This window comes from Streptomyces sp. NPDC006259 (genome assembly GCF_042870975.1).
GTDB lineage: Bacteria > Actinomycetota > Actinomycetes > Streptomycetales > Streptomycetaceae > Streptomyces.
In genome coordinates, this window is the sequence record NZ_JBIAHY010000002.1 from 986,660 (window position 1) to 1,007,787 (window position 21,128).

At 71.4% G+C, this 21,128-nt stretch carries 18 protein-coding genes and 1 pseudogene; 14 read left to right on the forward strand and 5 right to left on the reverse strand.

Annotation, left to right across the window (positions count from 1 at the left end; translation table 11 throughout):
• The first annotated feature begins 542 nt into the window (after window positions 1-542).
• From ACFYO5_RS10240 to ACFYO5_RS10255, 4 genes are all read left to right on the forward strand, one after another.
• Complete coding sequence (locus ACFYO5_RS10240) at window positions 543-1,361, forward strand: ABC transporter ATP-binding protein (protein ID WP_356564511.1); 819 nt, start codon at window positions 543-545, stop codon at window positions 1,359-1,361.
• Between the two features lie 17 nt (window positions 1,362-1,378).
• On the forward strand, window positions 1,379-3,028 hold the full coding sequence (locus ACFYO5_RS10245; protein WP_388706507.1) for an ABC transporter substrate-binding protein: 1,650 nt from the start codon (window positions 1,379-1,381) through the stop codon (window positions 3,026-3,028).
• Entirely contained in the window at window positions 3,025-4,041 is a 1,017-nt protein-coding gene (locus ACFYO5_RS10250) for an LLM class F420-dependent oxidoreductase (protein WP_356564507.1), read from the forward strand. The genes ACFYO5_RS10245 and ACFYO5_RS10250 overlap by 4 nt, the downstream gene beginning before the upstream one ends.
• 94 nt (window positions 4,042-4,135) lie before the next feature.
• The gene (locus ACFYO5_RS10255; protein WP_388706510.1) at window positions 4,136-5,248 is read left to right on the forward strand and encodes an LLM class flavin-dependent oxidoreductase; all 1,113 of its coding nucleotides are present in this window, start codon (window positions 4,136-4,138) and stop codon (window positions 5,246-5,248) included.
• 106 nt (window positions 5,249-5,354) lie between these two features.
• On the opposite strand, the gene ACFYO5_RS10260 is transcribed toward ACFYO5_RS10255, so the two are convergent.
• Together ACFYO5_RS10260 and uppS are read right to left on the reverse strand one after the other, a co-directional pair.
• On the reverse strand, window positions 5,355-6,764 hold the full coding sequence (locus ACFYO5_RS10260; protein ID WP_388707190.1) for an oxygenase MpaB family protein: 1,410 nt from the start codon (window positions 6,762-6,764) through the stop codon (window positions 5,355-5,357).
• Between the two features lie 98 nt (window positions 6,765-6,862).
• Entirely contained in the window at window positions 6,863-7,552 is a 690-nt protein-coding gene (gene uppS, locus ACFYO5_RS10265) for a polyprenyl diphosphate synthase (protein WP_388706513.1), read from the reverse strand.
• Between the two features lie 1,048 nt (window positions 7,553-8,600).
• Between uppS and ACFYO5_RS10270 the strand changes: the two genes are divergently transcribed.
• From ACFYO5_RS10270 to ACFYO5_RS10290, 5 genes are all read left to right on the forward strand, one after another.
• Window positions 8,601-9,041, forward strand: a complete 441-nt coding sequence (locus ACFYO5_RS10270; protein ID WP_388706516.1) for a VOC family protein — start codon at window positions 8,601-8,603, stop codon at window positions 9,039-9,041.
• Between the two features lie 111 nt (window positions 9,042-9,152).
• Entirely contained in the window at window positions 9,153-9,758 is a 606-nt protein-coding gene (locus tag ACFYO5_RS10275) for a dihydrofolate reductase family protein (RefSeq protein WP_388706519.1), read from the forward strand.
• A 165-nt stretch (window positions 9,759-9,923) separates the two neighbouring features.
• A complete protein-coding gene (locus ACFYO5_RS10280; RefSeq protein WP_388707193.1) occupies window positions 9,924-10,973 on the forward strand; it encodes a beta-galactosidase trimerization domain-containing protein in 1,050 nt (349 codons plus the stop codon).
• A gap of 69 nt (window positions 10,974-11,042) precedes the next feature.
• On the forward strand, window positions 11,043-12,542 hold the full coding sequence (locus tag ACFYO5_RS10285; RefSeq protein ID WP_388706522.1) for a glycoside hydrolase family 43 protein: 1,500 nt from the start codon (window positions 11,043-11,045) through the stop codon (window positions 12,540-12,542).
• 440 nt (window positions 12,543-12,982) lie between these two features.
• Window positions 12,983-13,663 carry a FadR/GntR family transcriptional regulator gene (locus tag ACFYO5_RS10290; RefSeq protein WP_388706525.1) on the forward strand — a complete coding sequence of 227 codons (681 nt, stop codon included), beginning with the start codon at window positions 12,983-12,985 and terminating at the stop codon, window positions 13,661-13,663.
• Between the two features lie 535 nt (window positions 13,664-14,198).
• Here ACFYO5_RS10290 and ACFYO5_RS10295 read toward each other — a convergent pair.
• Window positions 14,199-14,648 (reverse strand): carboxymuconolactone decarboxylase family protein, encoded by a 450-nt coding sequence (locus ACFYO5_RS10295; protein ID WP_388706527.1) that lies wholly within the window; start codon window positions 14,646-14,648, stop codon window positions 14,199-14,201.
• A gap of 93 nt (window positions 14,649-14,741) precedes the next feature.
• Between ACFYO5_RS10295 and ACFYO5_RS10300 the strand changes: the two genes are divergently transcribed.
• The 5 genes and pseudogenes from ACFYO5_RS10300 to ACFYO5_RS10320 all read left to right on the forward strand — a co-directional run bounded on the left by ACFYO5_RS10300 (window position 14,742) and on the right by ACFYO5_RS10320 (window position 19,077).
• On the forward strand, window positions 14,742-15,617 hold the full coding sequence (locus ACFYO5_RS10300; protein ID WP_388706530.1) for a sigma-70 family RNA polymerase sigma factor: 876 nt from the start codon (window positions 14,742-14,744) through the stop codon (window positions 15,615-15,617).
• 360 nt (window positions 15,618-15,977) lie between these two features.
• On the forward strand, window positions 15,978-16,709 hold the full coding sequence (locus ACFYO5_RS10305) for a hypothetical protein (protein WP_006376607.1): 732 nt from the start codon (window positions 15,978-15,980) through the stop codon (window positions 16,707-16,709).
• A 483-nt stretch (window positions 16,710-17,192) separates the two neighbouring features.
• A pseudogene (locus tag ACFYO5_RS10310) lies at window positions 17,193-17,318 on the forward strand (arsenite S-adenosylmethyltransferase); the annotation flags it as partial.
• 163 nt (window positions 17,319-17,481) lie between these two features.
• Complete coding sequence (locus ACFYO5_RS10315) at window positions 17,482-18,360, forward strand: SDR family oxidoreductase (RefSeq protein ID WP_388706533.1); 879 nt, start codon at window positions 17,482-17,484, stop codon at window positions 18,358-18,360.
• A gap of 201 nt (window positions 18,361-18,561) precedes the next feature.
• Window positions 18,562-19,077, forward strand: coding sequence for a GNAT family N-acetyltransferase (locus ACFYO5_RS10320; RefSeq protein ID WP_388706536.1), 516 nt, complete (start codon window positions 18,562-18,564; stop codon window positions 19,075-19,077).
• A gap of 380 nt (window positions 19,078-19,457) precedes the next feature.
• On the opposite strand, the gene ACFYO5_RS10325 is transcribed toward ACFYO5_RS10320, so the two are convergent.
• Entirely contained in the window at window positions 19,458-19,874 is a 417-nt protein-coding gene (locus ACFYO5_RS10325; RefSeq protein WP_388706543.1) for a hypothetical protein, read from the reverse strand.
• Window positions 19,875-20,115: 241 nt separating this feature from the next.
• Window positions 20,116-21,030: a LysR family transcriptional regulator gene (locus ACFYO5_RS10330; protein ID WP_388706546.1), complete on the reverse strand. Its 915-nt coding sequence runs from the start codon at window positions 21,028-21,030 to the stop codon at window positions 20,116-20,118.
• Window positions 21,031-21,128: the final 98 nt, after the last annotated feature.

Genomic DNA, 21,128 nt, shown 5'->3' on the forward strand with positions numbered 1-21,128 from the left:
CGGGAGGCACGCACGGGCGACCGGTGGAGCAACCACCGTGTCGTGGGCGGTGGTTGGCGCCGGGCTCGGCCGGGACGGCGTGGCGGCGTTGCCGCGTGGGCGGCGCTCGTGCCGGTCGGCGTGACGTGGCGTGGTACCGCCGGGAGGCCCCCGATGACCGTTGACCGACTCGTCGTGCGGGAGGCACGCACGGGCGACCGGTGGAGCAACCCCCTTGTCGTGGGCGGTGGTTGGCGCCGGGCTCGGCCGGGACGGCGGGGCGGCGTTGCCGCGTGGGCGGAGGTCGTGCCGGTCGGCGTGATGCGGCGTCGTACCGCCGGGGGGCTCACGGCGTCCCATCGCCGCCGCACCAGCGGGAGGCCTTCGGTGAACGGTGACCGACTCGTCGTGCGGGAGGCACGCACGGGCGACCGGTGGAGCAACCCCCTCGTCGTGGGCGGCGGCGTTGCCGCGCCGCCGACGGTCGTGCCCGTCGGCGTGACGCGGCGCCGCGAGCCGGCCGCCTCGCGGCGCCCCGCCGCCGTACCGCCGGGAGGCACCCGATGACCCGTGACCTGCTCGTCGTGGACGAGGTGTCCAAGCGCTACCGCCCCGGCCGGCTCGCCCTCGACGGCGTCACCCTGAGGGTGCCGGCCGGGGAGACGATCGGGCTCGTCGGGGAGTCCGGGTCGGGGAAGTCGACGCTGGCCCGCCTCGCCCTGGGGCTGCTCGCACCGGACGCCGGCACCGTGCGCTTCGACGGCCACGACCCGTACCGGCTGCGCGGCCGGGAGGGGCGGCGGATCCGTGCCCGCCTCCAGTTCGTGCCGCAGCAGCCGCGCGGCTCCCTGAATCCCGCTCTGCGAGCCGGAGAAGCGGTCGCGTTCGCGCTGCGCGTCCACGGCACGCCCCGCGCCGAGCGCCCCGACCGCGTCGCCGAGCTGTTCCGCAAGGTCGGCCTCGACCCCGCCCTGGCCGGCCGCCACCCGCACCAGCTGTCCGGCGGGCAGGCTCAGCGCGTCGCCGTCGCCCGCGCCCTGGCCACCGGGCCCGACCTGATCGTGTGCGACGAACCGACCTCCGCCCTCGACACGACCGTCCAGGCCCGGATCCTCGACCTGCTCGGCGAACTCCAGGAACGCCTCGGCCTGGCCTACCTGTTCATCTCCCACGACCTGGCCGTGGTCCGGCAGCTCGCCCACCGGGTCGTGGTCCTGCGCGACGGCCGGGTGGTCGAGGAGAACACCCCGGCCGCCCTGTGGCACGCGCCCCGCCACCCCTACACCCGCGCCCTGCTCGCCGCCGACGGCGGCAGCCCCGAGCCCCCCGCACCGGCCCCCACCGAACGACCGGCACCCGTCGGTGAGCCGTCCGCCCCTTGAGTGACGACGAGGAACCCATGACGCACCACCAGCATCCATCCGCCCGCCCAAGGGCCCGCAGCCGACGGCGCGCGTCCCTGCGCGCGCTCGGCCTCGCCGCCGCGCTGCTGCTGCCGTTCGCCACCGCGGGCTGTGGCACCGGCTCCGCCGCCGACGAGGCCGCCGGCGGCGCGAAGTCCGGCGGCACCCTCGTCATCGGCGCGACCGGCAAGCTCCCCAACCCCGACACCGTCATCGGCGGCGCCGGCTTCGAGGGCAAGCGGCTCGTGAGCTTCCAGCTGTACGAGGGCCTCACCCGCTACGACCTGTCCAGGGCCGACGGGCCCGCCCCCATCACCGGGGCGCTCGCCACCTCCTGGAAGGTCGCCGACGACGGCAGGACCTGGACCTTCACCCTCCGCAAGGGCGTGAAGTTCCATGACGGCACCGCCTTCGACGCCGACGCCGTCCTCTTCAACCTCGACCGCTACCTGAACAGGAAGAGCCCGCAGTACACCGACGCCCTCGGCGCGGCGGCCGGGGAGTACGCCGGAGGGATCACCGAGTACACGAAACTCGCCGACGACCGTGTCCGGCTGGTCACCAAGGAACCCAACGGGCACTTCCCCCAGGACCTCGCCCACGTCCTCATCGCCAGCCCCACCGCGGTGAAGAAGACCGGCACCGCCACGTTCTCCGAACACCCGGTGGGAACCGGCCCGTTCCGCTTCGTCCGGCAACAGACCGGTGAGCAGATCGAACTCACCCGCTTCGACGACTACTGGCGCGGCGCCCCCAAGCTCGACAAGCTCGTGGTGAAGGCACTGCCCGACGCCGCGGCCCGTACCGCGGCCCTGCGCTCCGGCGCCGTCAACTGGATCGAGTACCCCAACCCCGACGACATCCCGAGCCTGCAGGCCGACGGCGTCCGGGTCGTCACCAACAGCTACGACCACCTCTGGTACTGGATCCTCGACACCACCGCCGGACCCTGGAAGGACCCCCGGGTGCGCAGGGCCGCCAACTACGCCATCGACCGGGAGGCCATCGCCGAGGAACTCCTCCACGGCACCGCCGCCCCCGCCGAACAGGCCGCTCCCAGCGGCACCTTCGCCCACGACCCGGCCAACGACACCTACGGCCACGCCCCCGCCAAGGCGCGCGAGCTGCTCGCCGAGGCCGGCTACGCCAAGGGCTTCTCCACCTCCGTCACCGTCCCCACGGGCGGCTCCGGCAACCTCGTACCGGTACCCATCGCCGAGGCGGTCCAGCGCGACCTCGCCGCCGTCGGCATCAAGGTCGACATCCGCACCACCGACTGGTCGACGCTGATCGCCGCCGAGGCCAAGGGGAAGGTGGCCCGCGGCTCGCAGGCCATCGCCCAGTCCACCACGCTGTTCCAGTCCGAGGCGCTGCTGCCCCTGTTCATCGGCACCGACAGCCCGTTCTGGACGGGGCACTACAGCAACCGCGACGTCGACAGGCTCCTCGCCTCCGCCGGAACCGCGACCGACCGAAAGACGCGCGAGGCGGACTACACGGAAGCCCTGAAGCTCGTCACCCAGGACGCCCCCTGGCTGTTCGTCGTCAACGACCGCAACCCCAGGGCGATCTCCCCGAAGGTCCGCGGCCTCGTCCAGCCGCAATCCTGGTTCCTCGACCTCACGACCGTACGGGTGGAACGATGACCCTCTCCCACACGCCCGCACCCGGCCTGCCGCCCAAGTGGGGCATCACCCTGCCACTGCCCGGCCTGACCATCGACCGGCACCGCTTCCTCGTGGAGCGGCTCGCCGACCTCGGCTACACGGACGTGTGGAGCGCGGAGGGCGGCGGTACCGACGCCTTCACCCCGCTCGCCACCGTCGCCGCCTGGTCGCCGAGCCTGCGCATCGCCACCGGCATCGTCCCGGTGCAGACCCGCGGCCCCGCCGTCCTCGCCCAGACGGCCGCCACCCTCGCCCAACTGGCGCCCGGACGGCTCCTCCTGGGACTCGGCGCGTCGGTGCCCGCGCATGTCACCGACATCAACGGCATCCCGTTCGACGAACCGTACAAGCGGACCCGGGACGTGCTGCGGTTCGTCACCCGGGCGCTGCGCGGCGAGCACATCGCGGGCGACTTCGACACCTTCTCCATCACCGGCTACCGTCTGCCGCACCCGCCCCAGGACCCGGTCAAGGTGATCCTCGGAGCGCTGCGGCCCGGCATGCTGCGCCTGGGCTTCCGCGAGGGCGACGGAGCCATCACCAACCTGCTCTTCCCCGAGGACGTCCCGAAGATCCTCGACGCCGTGGGCCCCCAGCCGCCCGGCAAGGAACTCGTGGTCAAGGTGTTCGTCTGTCCCACCGAGGACACCGACTACGCCCACCGGGCCACCCGCCCCTTCCTCGCCTGGATCCTCAACCGCGAGCCGTACCGCAAGTTCCACGAGTGGCTCGGCCATGGGGAACTGCTGCGCGAGTCCCATGAACGGTGGGCCGACGGCGACGCCGACGGAGCCCAGAAGGCACTGCCGGACGAGGTCGTCGAGAAGCTCTTCATCAGCGGTTCGCCGGAGGAGTGCCGCGAGAAGATCCTGCGCTACCACCGTCCGGGAGTGACCACCATCCAGCTGTACGTGTCACTGCCGCCGGAGACCTTCGTCAGCCGCGCCAGGGTGCTGGACACCCTCGCCCGGCTGGGCCCGGCCGCGGCCTGAACCGCGGCCTGCCGCCCGCCCGCCCGTCCCGTTGGGGGGCCGCCGCTCCAGGCGGCTCCCCGCCGCCCGACGTTCGCCCCTGGAGGCACCCCGGATGGAGCTGGACATACGAGGTGGAGTACGCGCCGCACCCGTGCCGGGCGCCACACCCGGGGAACGCGCGGTCCTGCGCTTCGCCCCCGACCTCCGCGACCGCGACGCGGACCCGGAGCACATCGCGCGCACGGCCCGCGAGAACGAACAGGACGGGCTGGACAGCGCCCTGGTGGTGCAGTCGAGTTCGTGGCCGGACCCGTGGCTGGTGGCCGGCTGGGCGCTGGCGGCCACCCAGCGCCTGCGCATCGCCGTGGCGCACCGGGTGGGCACCACCTCCCCGACCGTCGCCGCGCGCTCACTGGCCACCCTGGACCGGCTGTCCGCTGGCCGGGCCGCCGCCCACGTCATCGTCGGGTCCAGCGACGCCGACGTCGCACGCGACGGCGATCTGCTGGACAAGGAGGCCCGGTACCGCAGGGCGGGAGAGTATCTGGAGATCTTCCACCGGGCGCTGGCCGAACGCCGGGACTTCGACCATGAGGGCGAGTTCTACACCGTGCGCGGCGCCCGCTCCGGACTCTTCCCCGACCCGCGCGCCGAACTCGTCTCCTTCGGCGGCTCGTCCCCCGCCGGCATCGAACTCGCCGCGCGCCACGCCGAGGTGTACGCCGTCCCCACGCTGCCGCTGACAGCGACCCGGCGGCACATCGCGCGGGCGGGCGCGGCCGCCGCGGCACACGGCAGGACCCTGCGGATCTGGCGCCACGTCACCGTCGTCACGGCCCCCACCGACGAGGCGGCGGAAGCCCGCGCCCGCCACATCCGGTACGAGGCCGTACGCCTGGCCTCGGGCCCCCGGGCCGAACAGTGGCTGGGCGCGGTCCAGCTCGACCGGGACCGGGAACGGGGCCGGGCAGCCGCCCGGGACGACCCCCACCAGCTGTCCGCCTACGTCGACCGGTCGCTGGCCGGGGCCTACATCGGCTCGCCCGCGACCGTCGCCGCCCGTATCGGCCTGCTGCGCGCGGCGGGGGTGGGCATCGTCCAGCTCGACATGCCGGCGGAGACCGAAGAGGACCGTGACCTGCGCCGGGACCTGGTCGCCCGGCTCCGCGGCGCCTACATCCCGCCGTCCCCCCGCCGCACCGCCTACGCGCGGCGGGGGTGGTGACACCCGAACCGGACCCGGGCCGCACGGGTGCGCGTCGGCGGGCGTTCTCGCCCAGCCGGACCTCTGCGCGCACCGTGATTCCCCCGGGTGCCGTCCGCCGGAGCGGTCAGGCCTGGCTGAGCAGCGGGTCGTACGGGGTGGAGCGTCGGCGGCCCGCCATGAAGGACAGGAAGTCCCTCACGAACGCGCCGCGGGAGTACGTGCCGTCGGTGCCGGCGGTGTCGCGTCGGAAGGCCGTCCGGAACAGGGACCGGTACTCCTCCGCGTCGATGGTCCCGTTGCCGTCGCTGTCGGTGGCTTCGAAGAGGACCTCCGCGACCCGGATCAGGGCGGGACCCGCGAGCGAGGTGACGCCCGCGGCGTACTCCTCCTGGCTGATGCGGCCGTCCCCGTCGCGGTCGAGGGCCGTCCGCAGTTCCCGCCACCAGTCGGCGTAGGCGTTGTAGAGCCTGGTCTCCTGCGGTTCGTCCAGGTCGAGCCGGCCGGACAGTTCCCGGGCCATGGCGGCGAGGTCGGGCCACTCCAGGTAGCCGTCACCCGTCTGATCCAGCACCTCGTGGAAGAACTCCGCCGCGCCGCGCTGCGGCACCGTCGCCCGAGCGGATCCGGGCTGCTCGGGGAGAGGCGTGATGAGCCTGAGCAGGGCGCCGGCCCGTTTCATCCCGTCGCGTACGGCTCTGACGGTCCTGGCGCGGGGGTCGTCGCTGTCGGGCGAGAGGGTGAGCAGCCCCGCGAGCCCCTCGGCCTGGATCCAGCCTTCGGGCAGGAAGCGTCCCAGACCGACGGCCAGGTAGGCGCTCTGCGTGAGCGTCTGAGCGCCGGGGATCTCCGGCAGTCCGGCCCGCCGGCGGAACGGCTCGGGAAGGGACGCGACGGTGATCGTGCCGATCACGGGGCCGGCCAGGGCCCGGCCGGCCGCCCACACGGTGGGCAGGCCCTCCAGCACCGGCGGGGCGGGGAGGTGGTCGAAGAGCTTGTACAGGATGATCCGCAGCGCCTCGGTGTTCTCCAGCTCCTCCTCGACCACACGGTCGAAGTACTGCCAGAACGCCGGCAGGGTCGGCGGGAGGTGGCCGGCCTCGTCGCCCATGGCCGCGAGGAACGCCCGGAACTCGGCGTACAGCTTCTCCATGGTGGTCTGTTCGAGCGGCTGGCCGCTCAGCCGGCACATGGTGACGGCGCTTTCGAACAAGGTGGCGACGACCCAGGCGCGAGCCCCTGGATCCCTCGCGTCATAGGGCCGCATCTTCGCGTCGGTGCCGCTCAGCCGGGCATGCATGCGGTTCAGCCGTGCCGCCTCCCGCTGCCGCGTGTGATCGTCGGCGCCGAACATGCGCTGCATGCTCAGGAAGGTGTTGTACAGCCGCCGCCACGGGTGCGCGACGAACGTCGAGTTCTCGATCAGGGCGGCGCCGATCTGCGGGTGAGCGGCCTCCAGCACGGTCGCCCGGACCATGGCCAAGGCCCAGCGCGGATCGTTGAAGAACGCGTTGAACTGCGAACCCGGGCCGAACAGGGGGTCGCTCGACCCCTGCGGGACATGCTGCGCGGGGTCGTCATCACGACCCGTGACACCCAAGGCGGTGTCCTCGGAAGGGATGCCTGCTGTGTCGGTCACTGGAGTGGCGCTCCGTTCGCGTTCGGCGCCACGCCGCCGAAGCGGCGATCGCGCTGCTGATAGGTCTGCAGGCACTGCGTGAAGTGCGTCGCACGGAAGTCGGGCCAGAGCACCGGGGGGAAGATCCACTCGGCGTAGGCGACCTGCCAGAGCATGAAGTTGGAGATCCGCTGCTCACCGGAGGTCCGGATGACGAGGTCCACGTCGGGCGTGTCGGGGAAGGGAAGGTGCGCGGCGAAGTTCCGCTCGTTCACGGCGTCGGCCGGCACCCCGCTGCGGATCAGTGAGCGTGCCGCCTCCACGATGTCCCCGCGCCCGCCGTGATCGAACGCCACCGTCAGCGTCATCCTGCGGTTCCTGCCCGTCAGGGTCGTCAGATCCTCGAAGTCCCGGGCCAGCCCCGCCGGGATCCTGGAGTCGGCCACGCCGAGGAACCGGCAGCGGATACCCCGTGCGTGCAGCAGCGGGGCATGCTTGCGCACGACGCGGCGCACCAGGTGCATGAGGAAGTCGACCTCGTCGCCGGGGCGCTGCCAGTTCTCGGTGGAGAACGCGTACAGGCTCAGCCACTCCACCCCGGCCGACCGCGCCGCCTCGATGACGTCGATCACCGTGGTTTCGGCGGCCCGGTGACCCGCCGTACGCGGCAATGATCGCTGGGCCGCCCACCGTCCGTTGCCGTCCATCACGCAGGCGACATGCCGCGGCGCCCGCGTCTGCCGGTCCCGGCCGACCGGACCGCGGGGAGCCTGGGAAGCAGCAGGAGCAGCAGGAGCAGCAGGAGCAGCAGAAGCACCGATGTCCCGGTCAACCGTCACGCGCGCTCCCCGCAGCTTTCCAGCCTGATCCGGCCTGATCCGTCTCTGATGCCCACACGCCGCTCGGCGTTTCCAAGAGGGGCCGCCGCCGCTGACCGCGTCGCGGACATGCGGAGGGTTGCCGACCGCCAGGGGATGGACGTGCCCACGGACGGGGTGCCGACCCGTGTCTCGTACTGGCCGCAGACCGCTCCCCGCCCCGGGCGCCGCCCGATGAACAGTCAGCAGACTGGCGTGCTCCGCACGAGGTCAGGGCGTGATTCGCGCATGTTCACCCCTACGCGGTCCTCGACGAACGGGCGACCGATAAGGCCACGGAGGCGGAGCGGCCCCTGCCGTCCGCCGACCGAGCCAGAGGTGACGAACGTGCGAGGGGCAGCGGCTGTCGCTGAGCCACGGCCGGGCCCTCGGATTGGAGCCGCGGGCCCTCGGCCTCCGGGACCCGCTCCGTCCATCGGCCTCCGGGACCCGCTCCGTCCGTCGGCCTCCGGGACCCGCTCCGTCCGTCGGTCTCCGGCCGGACGGTGTGGCGTCGGCGGCCGGCACGGGGAACGCCATGCGCCGAGGACGACCCGACAGCGTGAAGGGTGAGGGAGCCGCGAGGCGCACGCGCGCACGTTGCGCGTCGTCGGGGAAGCAGGGCAAGCATGGGAAGCGGGGACGGCACACTGCGGCTGATCGTCTTCGTGGCAGCGGCCACCCGCGCCCCACTCGCCCTCGCCGGCGGCGCCCGGCTCCGGGTCCGCTTCAGGGGTGCCGAGGCGGCGAGGGTGTGCCGATGGTCGCGGCCGGTGCGGGAGCCGTGCGGCGATCCTCGCGGTCCGCAGGTCCGAGGATGTCGAGAACGTGTCACCGGCTCCGTCCCCGGGACATCAGCGGCCACCACCGGCCGCACGAGGAAGAGGGAGAGACCGCCATGGCGATTCAGCGGATGGACAATGTCGGCATCGTCGTCGAGGACATGGACGCCGCCATCGCGTTCTTCGTGGAACTCGGTATGGAGCTGGAAGGCAGGGCGGAGGTCGAGGGCCTCGTCGCCGACCGGTGCACCGGACTCGACGGCGTCCGCTGCGACATCGCGATGGTCCGCACCCCGGACGGTCACGGCCGGCTCGAGCTGGCGAAGTACCGCAGCCCCGCGGTGATCAGCGCCGGCCCGCGCAACCGGCCGCACAACGTCCTGGGCACCCATCGCGTCATGTTCGCCGTCGACGACATCGAGGACACCGTCGCCCGTCTGCGCCCCCACGGAGCCGAACTCCTCGGCGAGATCGCCCGGTTCGAGGACAGCCATCTGCTCTGCTACGTCCGCGGCCCGGAGGGCGTCATCGTCGGACTGGCCCAGCAACTGAGCTGAGAGGAGGGAACCGAGCGAGGTCATCGAGGCGCGGACCCGCCCGGTCGGCCGGACGCCACCGATGAGTTTCCGGCGGTCGCACGGTCTGTCTGTCGACGAAGGGAGCGCACCATGCGCGAGATCATTGTTTGCACGTTCCTGTCGCTGGACGGCGTCATGCAGGCGCCGGGCGGTCCGGACGAGGACGCCGAGAGCGGCTTCGCGTACGGCGGCTGGCAGAAGCCGGTGTCCGACGAGGAGGTCGGCGCGGCCATCGCCGGCTGGTACGAGCCCTCCGACGCGATGCTGCTCGGCCGCAAGACGTACGACATCTTCGCGTCGTACTGGCCGACCGCCGATCCCGGCAATCCGTTCACGGAACGCATGAACGGCATGCGCAAGTACGTGGCGTCCCGGACCCTGACGTCCGTGGAGTGGCGCAACTCCACCCTGCTGGAGGGCGACGTCGTCGATGCCGTACGTGAGCTGAAGGCGTCCGACGGCGGCAACATCAATGTCGTCGGCAGCGGCGACCTGGCCCAGACCCTCATGCGGCACGGCCTCGTCGACGAGTACCGGCTGACCATCCATCCGGTGATCATCGGCACCGGCAAGCGGCTGTTCGCCGACGGAGCGATCCCCACCGCGCTGGAGCCGGTCAGCGTCTCGACGACGAAGGGCGGCACCGTCGTCGGCGCCTACCGGCCGAACGGCAGGCCCGGCTACGACAGCTACTAGGACGGCGACGACGGCCGATCGCCGGGCGGTCTTCCGGGGGCTGCGTCCGCATGGTCCCGTCGGCGCAGGTCGCCGTCGTCTCGGCGCCGGGGGTGCGGCCCGTCGGCACCGGGCTGCTTCGCCGCAGACTTGGCCGACCGGGGTGTGCCGCGCTTGGGCGGGGCCGTGCTCCCGCTGGACGGCACCCGGTTCACCCACGGCAGCCGCGACACCTGCCGCCTGGTCGCGCCCGCCTACCGCGCCGCTGCCCGGAGCCGGGCCGCGGCACTGGGCGAGCGGTACGGCGACCACCCACGCGCCGGCCCCGCGGCATATCCACACACAACGCATACGCGTCACGGTGGGGCGACCATACCGCCGAGGCGTGCCGACGCCGGCTCCCAGCCCGGCACGGGTTACTGGAGGCCTTCAACCCGTCCTGGGGGACGGCCCTCCGGAGCCAGCGCCATCACCCCTCATGCCCGCGCCTATGTGGACGACTGGATGCAGGCCCGCCTCGGCGGCTGCCCCGCACGGCCGCTGCGCGAGGCGCTGGGCGTCCGCGTCGGGCAGTACCGCCCGCTGGGACACGGCGAGCTGATGCGGGTCTCCGACGGCTCGCGGGTCACCGGCCGGAGCGAACCGCCGCACACCGAGAGCGCCGAGACGCTCGCCGCCTGCACGGACGGCATGCTCGACGCAGACCCACCAATGCTCCGGCAGCGGGCAGGCCGGTATCTCTCCACACGCCTGGAGGACGCCGACTACGATGCTCTGGTACGCCAGTTGCTCGAGGAGGCCGGAGTCACGCCCGAACTTCCCGGCCTGCCCGCCGGCGCGGAAGCCGTCACCCGGCACGCGCCCGACGGCCGCAGCCGGCAGACGCTGATCGACCACGGCATGGATGCCGTACACCCGCCTCACCCCGAAGGCGCGCAGCACCGCGCAACCGCCAGGGGGCGGTTCGTCGGCCGTCGTGTCGGTGAGCAGAACGTGGGCGTGACTCCACGACGACACCCTTCCGCGGACCAGGACACCGTTCAGGCCACCGTCCGCGGGGCGGACCCCGGTGCCCGTCCCCGCTCCGGCCGAGGTGGCGGATCACGGAGGCGGCGTCACCGGTCGGGTTGCCGCATCGTGGACACCGCCCGACTCGGCGCCGGGCCGACGGCACGCCGGGCACGCCCTGCGACACCGCACGGCGCCCGACGGTCACCACCGCGCCGCCGGACCTGACCGGCGCGCTCCTCCGTCGCGCACCCCCTGACCGAGTTGCGCACCCCCTGACCGAAAGGACCCCGTGGCGTGTCAGACACCCGCCCCACCAACCCCGTGATCCCCGGCTTCCACCCCGACCCGAGCATCTGCCGTGTCGGCGACGACTACTACCTGGTCTGCTCCAGCTTCGAGTACTTCCCCGGCATCCCCGTCTTCCACAGCCGTGACCTGGCGCACTGGACGCAGATCGGCAACGTCCTCGACCGGCCGAGCCAGTTGAGTCTGCCGGCCGACATGCCGTCCTCCGGCGGGATCTACGCCCCCACCCTGCGCCACCACGACGGACGCTTCTGGCTGATCGTCACCAACGTGAGCGAGGGCGTGGGCAATATCGTCGTCTCCGCCACCGACCCCGCCGGTCCCTGGTCCGATCCCGTCCGGCTCCCCGGCGTGCCCGGTATCGACCCCGATCTGGCCTGGGACGAGGACGGCACCTGCTGGTGCACCGTCGCCGGGGTCGCGCAGGTGAGGATCGACCCGGAGACCGGGGAGACGTTCGGGCCGCCGAAGAAGCTGTGGTCGGGCGCGCCCGGCGTCAAGGCCCCGGAGGCGCCGCACCTGTACCACGTCGGGGACTACTGGTACCTGCTCATCGCCGTGGGCGGCACCGAGCGCGGCCACGGCGTGGCGATCGGCCGCAGCCGTGCGCCCAGCGGTCCGTTCGAACCGTGCCCTGCCAACCCGATCCTCACCCACCGCGGCACCGACCATCCCGTGCAGAACACCGGGCACGCGGATCTGGTCCAGGCCCCCGACGGATCCTGGTGGATGGTCATGCTCGGGGTGCGACCGGGCGGTGGCACCCCCGGCTGGCACGTACTCGGCCGGGAGACCTTCCTGGCCCCCGTGACCTGGGTGGACGACTGGCCGGTCGTCGGTGAGGTCGCCCTGGAACTGCCGCAGTTCCCGTGGCCGCTCGCCCCCGCCGCCGTCGAGGAGCAGCGCGACGACTTCGACCTGAGCGAACTGCGCCCGTCGTGGATCTCGCTGCGTGACCGCCCGGCCGGCCACTTCACCACCAAGGAACGCCCGGGCTGGCTGACGCTCCGCGCCCGGGGCGACTCCCTGGACGCGGCCGACGTCATATTCGCCGGCCGGCGCCAGCAGCACCTGATGTGCCGCGCCCGCACCCTCGTCGACGCCTCGCAGGGACGCGGCGGTCTCGCCGTACGGCTGGACGAGCGGCACCACTACGCGATCGAGGCGTCCGACACCGAGGTGCGGGTCGTCGCCCGGGTCGGCACCCTGCGCACCGTGGTGGCCGCGGAGCCGCTGCCCGGAGGGCCGGTCGTCCTCGGCATCACGATCACCGATCCGCCGCCTCCGCACGACGCCCGCACCGGACCCGACACCGTCTCCCTCGGCTTCGAACGGCCCGACGGCACCTTCACCACGCTCGCCACCCTCGACGGCCGCTACCTGTCGACCGAGGTCGCGGGCGGCTTCACCGGCCGCGTCATCGGCATGTACGCGGCGAGCGGGACCGCCCACTTCGACTGGTTCGACTACGAGCCCACCGGCCGCTGAACCGGTTGCCTCAGCGGTCCCGCCGCGGGGCGAGTGGGCTCCTCCCGCGGCGGGACCGTTCAGGACCGCGCGTCACACCACGGCGGCCCGTCCACCACGAAGCACCGGCCCGACCAGGATCCGCCCGAACGAGCGAGGGGCACGAACGCGTGACGGGCAAACGGGCAAACGGAGACCGGAGTACCACCGCGGCCGTCGCCGCGGGCGCCCGGCTGTCCTGCTGACGGCGTTGCTCGTCGTCGTGGGTCTGTCCGGCAGCACGGCGACGGTTACCACCGTGACGTTCTGCGGGCTCCGGTCGCCCGGGCTCGGGCGATCGTCGAGGTCGTAATGTGTAACTCCGCGACCAGCACGTCCCGGACGGTCCCCGGGACGATCTGCGCGTTCAGGGGCTGATCGGGTGGACGGGCCCATGAGGCACGATGGGGGAGGGATGAGCGGTGTCGCTGACGGACAAGGCCATCGAGCAGATCCGTGAGCTGATCCGGACCGGTGCGCTGCCTCCGGGCTCCAAGCTCCCCCCGGAGCCGAACCTGGCCGCTCAGCTGGGGCTGTCGCGCAACCTCGCCAGGGAAGCGGTCAAGGCGTTGGCCGTGGCGCGGATCCTGGAGGTCCGGCGGGGCGACGGCACGTATGTGACCAGCCTGCAGCCGAGCCTGCTCCTGGAGGGGCTCGGCGGAGCGGTGGAGTTGCTGCAGGGTGACGCGGTCGCCCTGCGGGACCTCATGGAGGTACGGCGGCTCCTCGAACCGCTCGCCACGGCGCTGGCCGCCACCCGGATCTCGGACGCCCAACTGGCCGAGGTGAAGAGGCATTTGGACGCCATGCGTGAAGCCCGCGACGACGTCGAACAGCTCAACGCCCACGACGCCGCCTTCCACCGCGCCGTCGTCTCGGCCACGGGAAACGAGAGCCTCCTCACCCTCCTGGAAGGGATCTCCGGGCGCACGCTGCGCGCCCGTATCTGGCGCGGCCTGGTCGACGACAAGGCCGCGGGCCGCACACTCGCCGAGCACGAGGCGATCTTCAACGCGCTGTGCACCCGTGACTCCGCCCTCAGCCAGGCCGCCGCACTGCTCCACGTGAGCAACACCGAGCAGTGGCTGAGGGAACACCTCTAGCGACTTCCGGCGAGGGCGTTCCGCACGCGGGAGTGGGCGGTGTGCCGCTCGTCGTCGAAGCCCGTGACTTCACAGGGCAAGCTCCTCGGAACGCCGCACGCGCCGACGTCGCCGCAGGAAGGGGTCGGCTGGAAGGGCGGCTTCCATCCGTCCCCGTGTGTCTGGTGGCCGGGCGGGGGCCATGATTCCGTTTCGCCTGCACGGGGCCACAGACGGCCGCCACAGTCGGCCCACCCCCTCACACCCCGGAATCCGCGCCTTCCCAGTCGTCGGCGCACCGATCGGCCCAGCTCCGGCCCACCATGCCGGCCGGGGCACCACGCCGTCGGTGCCCTCCTGCACCCGCACCACCAGGCCAAGCCCGTCTACTCCAGGGTCCCCCGCGCAGATGTAGGTGCCGACGACGACGTTCCTGCCGAAGTCGGTCGCGGACCATAGGACACATCGAGCACCCCGCATCCGTCGGCGTGTCTTGCCGCCGCGCAGCCGGGCCCAGCCGAAGGCGCGCCTCCGAGGAGATGACGCCCCGCCCGACTCACCAGCTCTTGCCGGCCTGCTCCCGGACCGTGCGGTTGATCCGGTTGAAGAAGTTGGTCATCGCGATCTCCAGGGTGATCGAGCCCAGTTGCTCCTCGCTGAAATGGTCGGCGGCGGCGTCCCAGATCTCGTCGGTCACGCCCGGTGCGCCGTCCTGGAGCCGGGTGGCGGCCTCGGTCAGGGCGAGAGCCGCTCGCTCCTCCTCGGTGTAGAAGGGCGTCTCGCGCCACGCGACGACGTTGTGCAGCCGCTCCTCCGTCTCACCGGCCTGCTTCGCCGACTGGATCGTGCCGAAGACGCACGGGCTGCAGCCGTTGATCTGGCTGACACGCAGATGGACCAGCGACAGCAGGTGCTTGTCGACGCCCCCGGAGTGAATCGCCTTGTAGAGGTGCTGAACTGCTGTGATCACGTCGGGATCGGCCGGGCTCTTCACACGTGCTTCCATCGGTCTGACTCCTTCATCGGTGGTTCATCGGTTACCTGCGCCCCTCCGGGCCCGTCATCCTCATGACGGAGCAGAGCCTGGGAAGGTAACAACATGTCCGACACCAGCCCGACGGACCCGATAGCCGAGACGTTCGAGGCCCAGCGCGACCGGCTGCGCGCGGTCGCCCACCGCATGCTCGGATCGCACGCCGACGCCGAGGACGTGGTGCAGGAGGCCTGGCTGCGCCTCTCCCGCCAGGACGCGGCGACCATCCACAACCTCGCCGGCTGGCTGACCACGGTGGTCGGCCGGATCAGCCTTGATGTCCTGCGATCGCGCCAAGCCCACCCGGAGGCCTCCTACGACGCTCTGTCCGAGCTGGTGGTCACGCTCGACGACGATCCTGCTCCCGAGGACGATGCGATGCTCGCCGACTCGGTCGGGCTCGCGCTGCTCGTCGTTCTGGAGTCGCTCGGGCCGGGGGAGCGGCTGGCGTTCGTGCTGCACGACCTGTTCGCGGTGCCGTTCGACGAGATCGGCCAGATCCTCGGCAAGTCCACCGGAGCCACCAAGATGCTCGCCAGCCGTGCCCGCAGGAAGGTGCAGACGATGGAGCGACCGACCGGCGTCGGACGGGAGCAGCGACAGGTGGTCCAGGCCTTCCTGACAGCGGCTCGCCGCGGCGACTTCGAGGAGTTGCTGCGGGTACTCGACCCCGAGGTGAAACTGACCGTCGACACCCCGTCCGGCGTGGTCGTCACCCTCGGCGCCACCAAGGTCGCAGCCGGCGCGCAACTGTCCGCCAGCGCAGCCACACTGGGGCGGGCGGTGCTCGTCAACGGTCTCCCCGGGACCATTTCCTGGCGCGAGGACGGCACCCCGCTCTCGGTTCTCGCGTTCACCGTCGTGGACGGCCGGATCACTGACATCACCGTCGTGATCGACCCGGCCAAGCTCGCGCTGGCGAACCTGCCGAAACCAGGGTGAGTCCCTGCCGAGGCAGTCGCCCCTCACCGCGTCATCAGGGCAACGGCCGTTCGCTTGCGGAGCATGCGGAGAGGTCGTGGCGTTACATGGTTCGCCCCAGGCACAGCCGGGGCAACGCATAGGCGCGGTCGAACCGGGCTTCAGATGGTGGCTGCGGCAGGTCCGCCACACCCAGCGAGCAGCTCTCCCATGGCGGAGCGGATGGACTCGTCCTGCACAAGACCCCGCCAACCGCCGCTGCTACGGAGACCATCATCACGGTCCGGGCTCACACTCGCCGCCGCCCCCTCTCAGGCTGCGGAGACCGGGCAGGCGTTTAATCGGATGTGTATGCGGCCGCGGGGTTGCTAGATTCGCCGTGTGCCGAAGCTGAATCAGATCATCGCAGTCGAAAAGGGCGTCAAGTCCAAGGCTCTCCAGGAGCTGACCCAAGCTCACCAGGACGTGCAGAAGCCCGCCCTGCTGGCCGGCATCTCCCGGACCTACCAGCCCAAGGACGAGGAGGGCGAGCAGCTGCCGCCCGAGTCCACTCGGGTGCAGATCAAGGCCGAGGACGCTCTGCGGGCGACCGCCGGGACGCTGACGCGGCTCTTCGACGTGACCGCGACGAAGGACTGGGCGAACCGGTCCGCGGTCGCGGACGTGGTGGTCGACGGTACGGTGCTGTTGCCCCAGGTGCCCGTCCCCTACCTGCTGTTCCTGGAGAAGCAACTCACCGACCTGCACACCTTCGTGCGCAAGTTGCCAGTGCTCGACGCCTCCGAGTCCTGGAACCTGGACCCCTCGACGGACTCGTGGAAGACGGACCCGGTGCGGACCATCCGCACGAAGAAGGTCCCGCGCAATCACGTCAAGGCCGAGGCCACAGAGAAGCACCCGGCGCAGGTCGAGGTGTACTACGAGGACGTCCCGGTCGGTTACTGGACCACGGTGAAGTTCTCCGGCGCGCTGCCCGCCCGGCGGGTCAACGAACTCCTCGACCGCGTAGAGAAGCTCCAGCAGTCCGTCAAGTTCGCCCGCGAGGAGGCGAACAACACCGAGGTCACCGACCAGCGGGTCGGCGACGCGGTATTCGGCTACCTGTTCCGGTAGCCTCCACACACGCCCTCCGTCGCGAGCGGAGGGTGCGCGATGAGCGCAAGCTGAAACTGATGTTGAAGCTGATGATGGGGTGTCAGTTGGGGGTTCGAATCCCTCTCCCCGCACCACGTGCGGGGGTGGCCCAAGCCTGGCAGAGGCGGCCCCGTGAAACTCAGATTCTCGCTCCAGTCTCAGTATTCGCCACCGAACACCGGATCGACCGAGCGTGGGCGAACATCGACGGATAGGGGTTCAAGTCCCTTCGGCGCCTCTCTCGTGGCGCTGTAGTTCAAAGGCAGAACACGTCGATCTCAACATGACCCGCGGTTCTTAAACGCCGTCGGTGTGCGCAAATGGGTGGCAAGCTGGAGCCCGGGAGCTGGACATGCTCCCGGGCTCCGTCACGTTCCGTCCCGCGGCGCGTGCGCTAACGGATGCGGCTGCACGCGCCACTGCGGTCTGGCCCACCCGGCGGCCGCTGCCCGGCCGCCCACGACCGCGGTCGCCGACCTCAACAACGAGGGCGAGCACGTCCTGGCCCTGGGCTCCGGCGGCGGCATCGACGTCCTGCCGTCCGCCCGCCGCGCCGGTGCGACCGGCGAGGCATACGGCCTGGACATGCCAGCAGGGCGTTCGGGCCGCCGGGTTCACCGCCGCCTCCATCGCCCTTACACCTCAGGTCGCCGACGGGTGGGGGCCCGGGGTTGGTCAACTCGCTCCTCCGGGCACCGTACCATTCGTTACCGAATTGCTTTTTTAACTCAGTAACGTTTTCATGGGTGCCATGAATCAGACAGACACTCCTCCCGTGCTCGTCACCGGGGCGACGGGCCGGGTCGGCCGCGTCGTCATCGACCGACTCCTCGACGCGGGCGTGCCGGTCCGTGCCCTCACCCGTCGCTCCGAGGCGGCGGCGACGCTGCCGGCGCAGGTCGAGGTCTTCGCCGGCGACCTCACGGTGCCCGAGACGCTCGACCCGGCAGTGAATGGCGCCGGTGCGGTCTTCCTCGTCTGGACCGCCCCGCCCCGGACCGCGGAGGCAGTCGTCGAGCGGCTGGCATCCCATGTGCGGCGGGTCGTTTTCCTCTCGTCACCGCATCAGACGCCGCATCCCTTCTTCCAACAGCCCAATCCCATGGCGGTGATGCACGCCGACATCGAGCGGCTCATCGCGGCCACCGGACTCGAGTCGACGATCATCCGTCCGGGAATGTTCGCGTCGAACTCGCTGGCCTGGTGGGCGCCCGCGATCCGGGCCGGCGAAGTCGTCCGGTGGCCTTACAGCGCTGCCGAGTCGGCACCGGTCGACGACCGCGACATCGCAGCCGTCGCGGCGCGGACGCTCTATCAGGACGGATACGTCGGAGGCGACTATGTGCTTACGGGCCCCGAATCGCTGACCCAAGCCGCGCAGGTGGGCATCATCGGTGAGGCCCTGGGGCGCCGGATCGCATTCGAGGAGATGACGCCAGACGAGTTCCGAAGTGCGTGGGAGGGTACGGTGCCCAGCTCGGCCGTCGACATGCTGCTCGCCGCGTGGAGTGCGGCGGTCGGACAGCCCGCGTACATCACCACTGCGGTGGCCGACATCCTCGGGACGGCGCCGCAGACGTTTCGCCAGTGGGCCGTTGACCACGCCATCGCGTTCACGAAGGCTTCGTAGCCTCGTCGACCGCGTCCTGCGGCGCAGACCGCAGCCATCGGTCTGCCGTCGCCCCGGCCCTCGCCCCCGGAACGTCCCGAGCGCGTGGGCGCGTGAAACTCAGGCAACCCGGTGAACGAGCCCCACCTCGTCGCCCTGGTCCGGGCCGGCGTCCGCTTCGAACCGGGGCATACTCGTCGAACGTCCCCGTCAGGAGGCAGCGTGATCACTCTCAAGCCCGAAACCCTCCACACTGACCGGCTGGCCTTGCTTCCCGTGCAGGTCGAGCATGCCGACGAGATGGTCACGGTGCTCTCCGACCCCGGCCTGCACACCTTCACCGGCGGCACCCCGGATACCGCCCAGGACCTGCGCGCCCGCTATGAACGCTGGGTGGCCGGCTCACCCCGCCCCGGCGAATCCTGGTGCAACTGGGTTGTCCAGCTCCGCGCCGCCGCCTGTCTGACCGGCTATGTCCAGGCGACGATCACCGCCGACGAGCGCGGAGCCGCTGCGGAGATCGCCTGGGTGGTCGGAACTGCCTGGCAGCGGCGCGGCATCGCCACCGAAGCCACCCAAGGACTCATCGACTGGCTCGGGAAGCACTCGGTGCACACGGTCGTCGCCCACATCCACCCAGACCACAAGGCATCCTCCAGCGTTGCTGTCGCAGCCGGTCTCGCTCCCACCGGCCAATGGCACGACGGAGAGATCAGATGGCAGCTGACGATCAGCTGACCACGGGTCTTGGCGATTACTCGCGCCCCGCCAGCTGCGGGGAGTACGAGTGACGTTTGTCGAGCGGGCAGGGTCTCGGGAAGCCGAGGGGAGACTGATGGGAGGTGCGACCGGACGCAGGCGACGGGCGGTCTTCTCCTGGCGCTCCTTGTCGTGCTGCGCGTGCTCGCTGAGTGGGGCATCGCCTGGCCCCGCCCAAGGGCCGGAAGAACGAGCTGACCGCACGCCGGCAATCCGCTCAGTACGGCGGCTGCGCCCCACAGCATCCGGCCGCGGCCCCGCCCCCCCGGACATCCTCGATTTCGGCTGACCCCACGCGCTGCTGCGCGACTCCGAGGCAGGCCACCACCGTCGGGCTGACCGCCGTCGGAGTGGCCGGCTCAGATCTGTAGCCGCGAACAGCCGCTGCGGGTACAGACCACGCCGGCCAGCATGGTGTTGTTCTCGTCGTACATCAGGATGTAGACCTCCACGACGCCGCCCGGGCGCGGAATCCGCAGTGATCCGCTCCAGGGCTGGTTCGGTCCGCCCGCGTACGCCCACGGGCTGCAGCTGGCGGTGTCCGACACCACGTCGCCGTTGAACCCAGTGGCGCAGACCTTGCGTCGGCCGCTCGCGGCGTGGACGACGCCGGACACGCTGGCGGTGTACCCGTCGGTGAAGTTGATCGTTCCGGTGGCGGTGCTGTTGCCGTAGGCAAAGCCGAAAGGCATGGGCACGGGGGCGGCTTGCGCCGACGCGGTGAAACCGATGGACGCCATCAAGGCCACCACCATCACCATCAAGAGCTTGCGCATGGCTCTTCCTCTCCTCGGACGAACATGGGCGCCCGGACAACCGGGTGGAACACCCATGGTCCGTCGGAAGAAGCCAATCAGCAGCCCACGGACCCTGCTAGAGCGTGAAGCAGCCACGTGTTCAGAGGAACCTCGTCGGGACGGGAACTGCGTGACACCTTCGTCCGCACGAACGGCTGCACCCCGCAGAACTCGCCTGAGTCGGCCTCCGGAAGCCCAAGATCCACTTTCGATACATGGCCTAGGACGCCTGGCGGGCGCCGGGGCGGTCGGGCAGGCGGTGGGTCATGAAGGGCTTGCTGGTGATGAACTCCCTGAATTTCAGGGCTGCTTCGGAGAGGTGGCTGTCACGGTTCCACACCAGCCGGAGCACCCTGTGGCAGTCGGGCGCGTCCACATGCACCCAGGCCAGCGGGACGCGCGTACCCACCTGGCGGGACATCGCCGGGATGAGGCCGATACCGAGGCCGGTGCTGATCAGGTCCCCGCTGGCGCCCGGTTCGTCACCCTCGCAGGACAGCACCGGCGTCAGGCCCTCGGACGCGAACAGCCGGTCCAGCAGGGCGCGTTGCCAGCCGCGCCGGGTGGTGACGAAGGGCTCGTCGGCGATCTCGGGAACGGTCACGCTGTCGCGCCCCTCCAGCCAGTGCCCGTGCGGCACACCGAGCAGGACCTCCTCGCGGACCAGCTCGATCGACTCCAGGTGCGTGTCGGTCAACGGCTGCGAGGCCACACAGAAGTCGACCTCCCGGGCGCGCAGTTGGCGGTCCATCTCGTCCACGTCCGACTGGAAGAGGCGGACGTCCGCCCGGGGGTGGGCGGCCCGGAAGCTGCCGAGCAGCGGACTGATCGTCAGCAACGTCTCGCAGGCCACGCTGACCCGGCCGAGCCCTGTGTCGCGGGCCTCGCGCACCGCCCTGCGCCCGTCGTCCAGCTCGCTCAGGGCACGGTCGACGTGCCGCAGGAACACCGCGCCGTACGGGTTGAGCCGGATGCGGCGGCCTTGCCGGTCGAAGAGCGGGGAGCCCAGCTCGGCCTCCAGGCGCGCGATGGCGCGGCTGAGGGAGGGCTGGGCGATGCGCAGCTCCTCCGCGGCGCGGCTGATGTGCTCGTAACGGGCGACGGCCTGGAAGTAGCGCAACTGCAGCAGATCCACGGCTGACCTTCCTTCATGCCTTCTGGGTTATCTATTCATACCGAAACCGGTCTTGGAATGCATAAGCAATCGTCACTACGGTCTCTCCTGGGGTCACC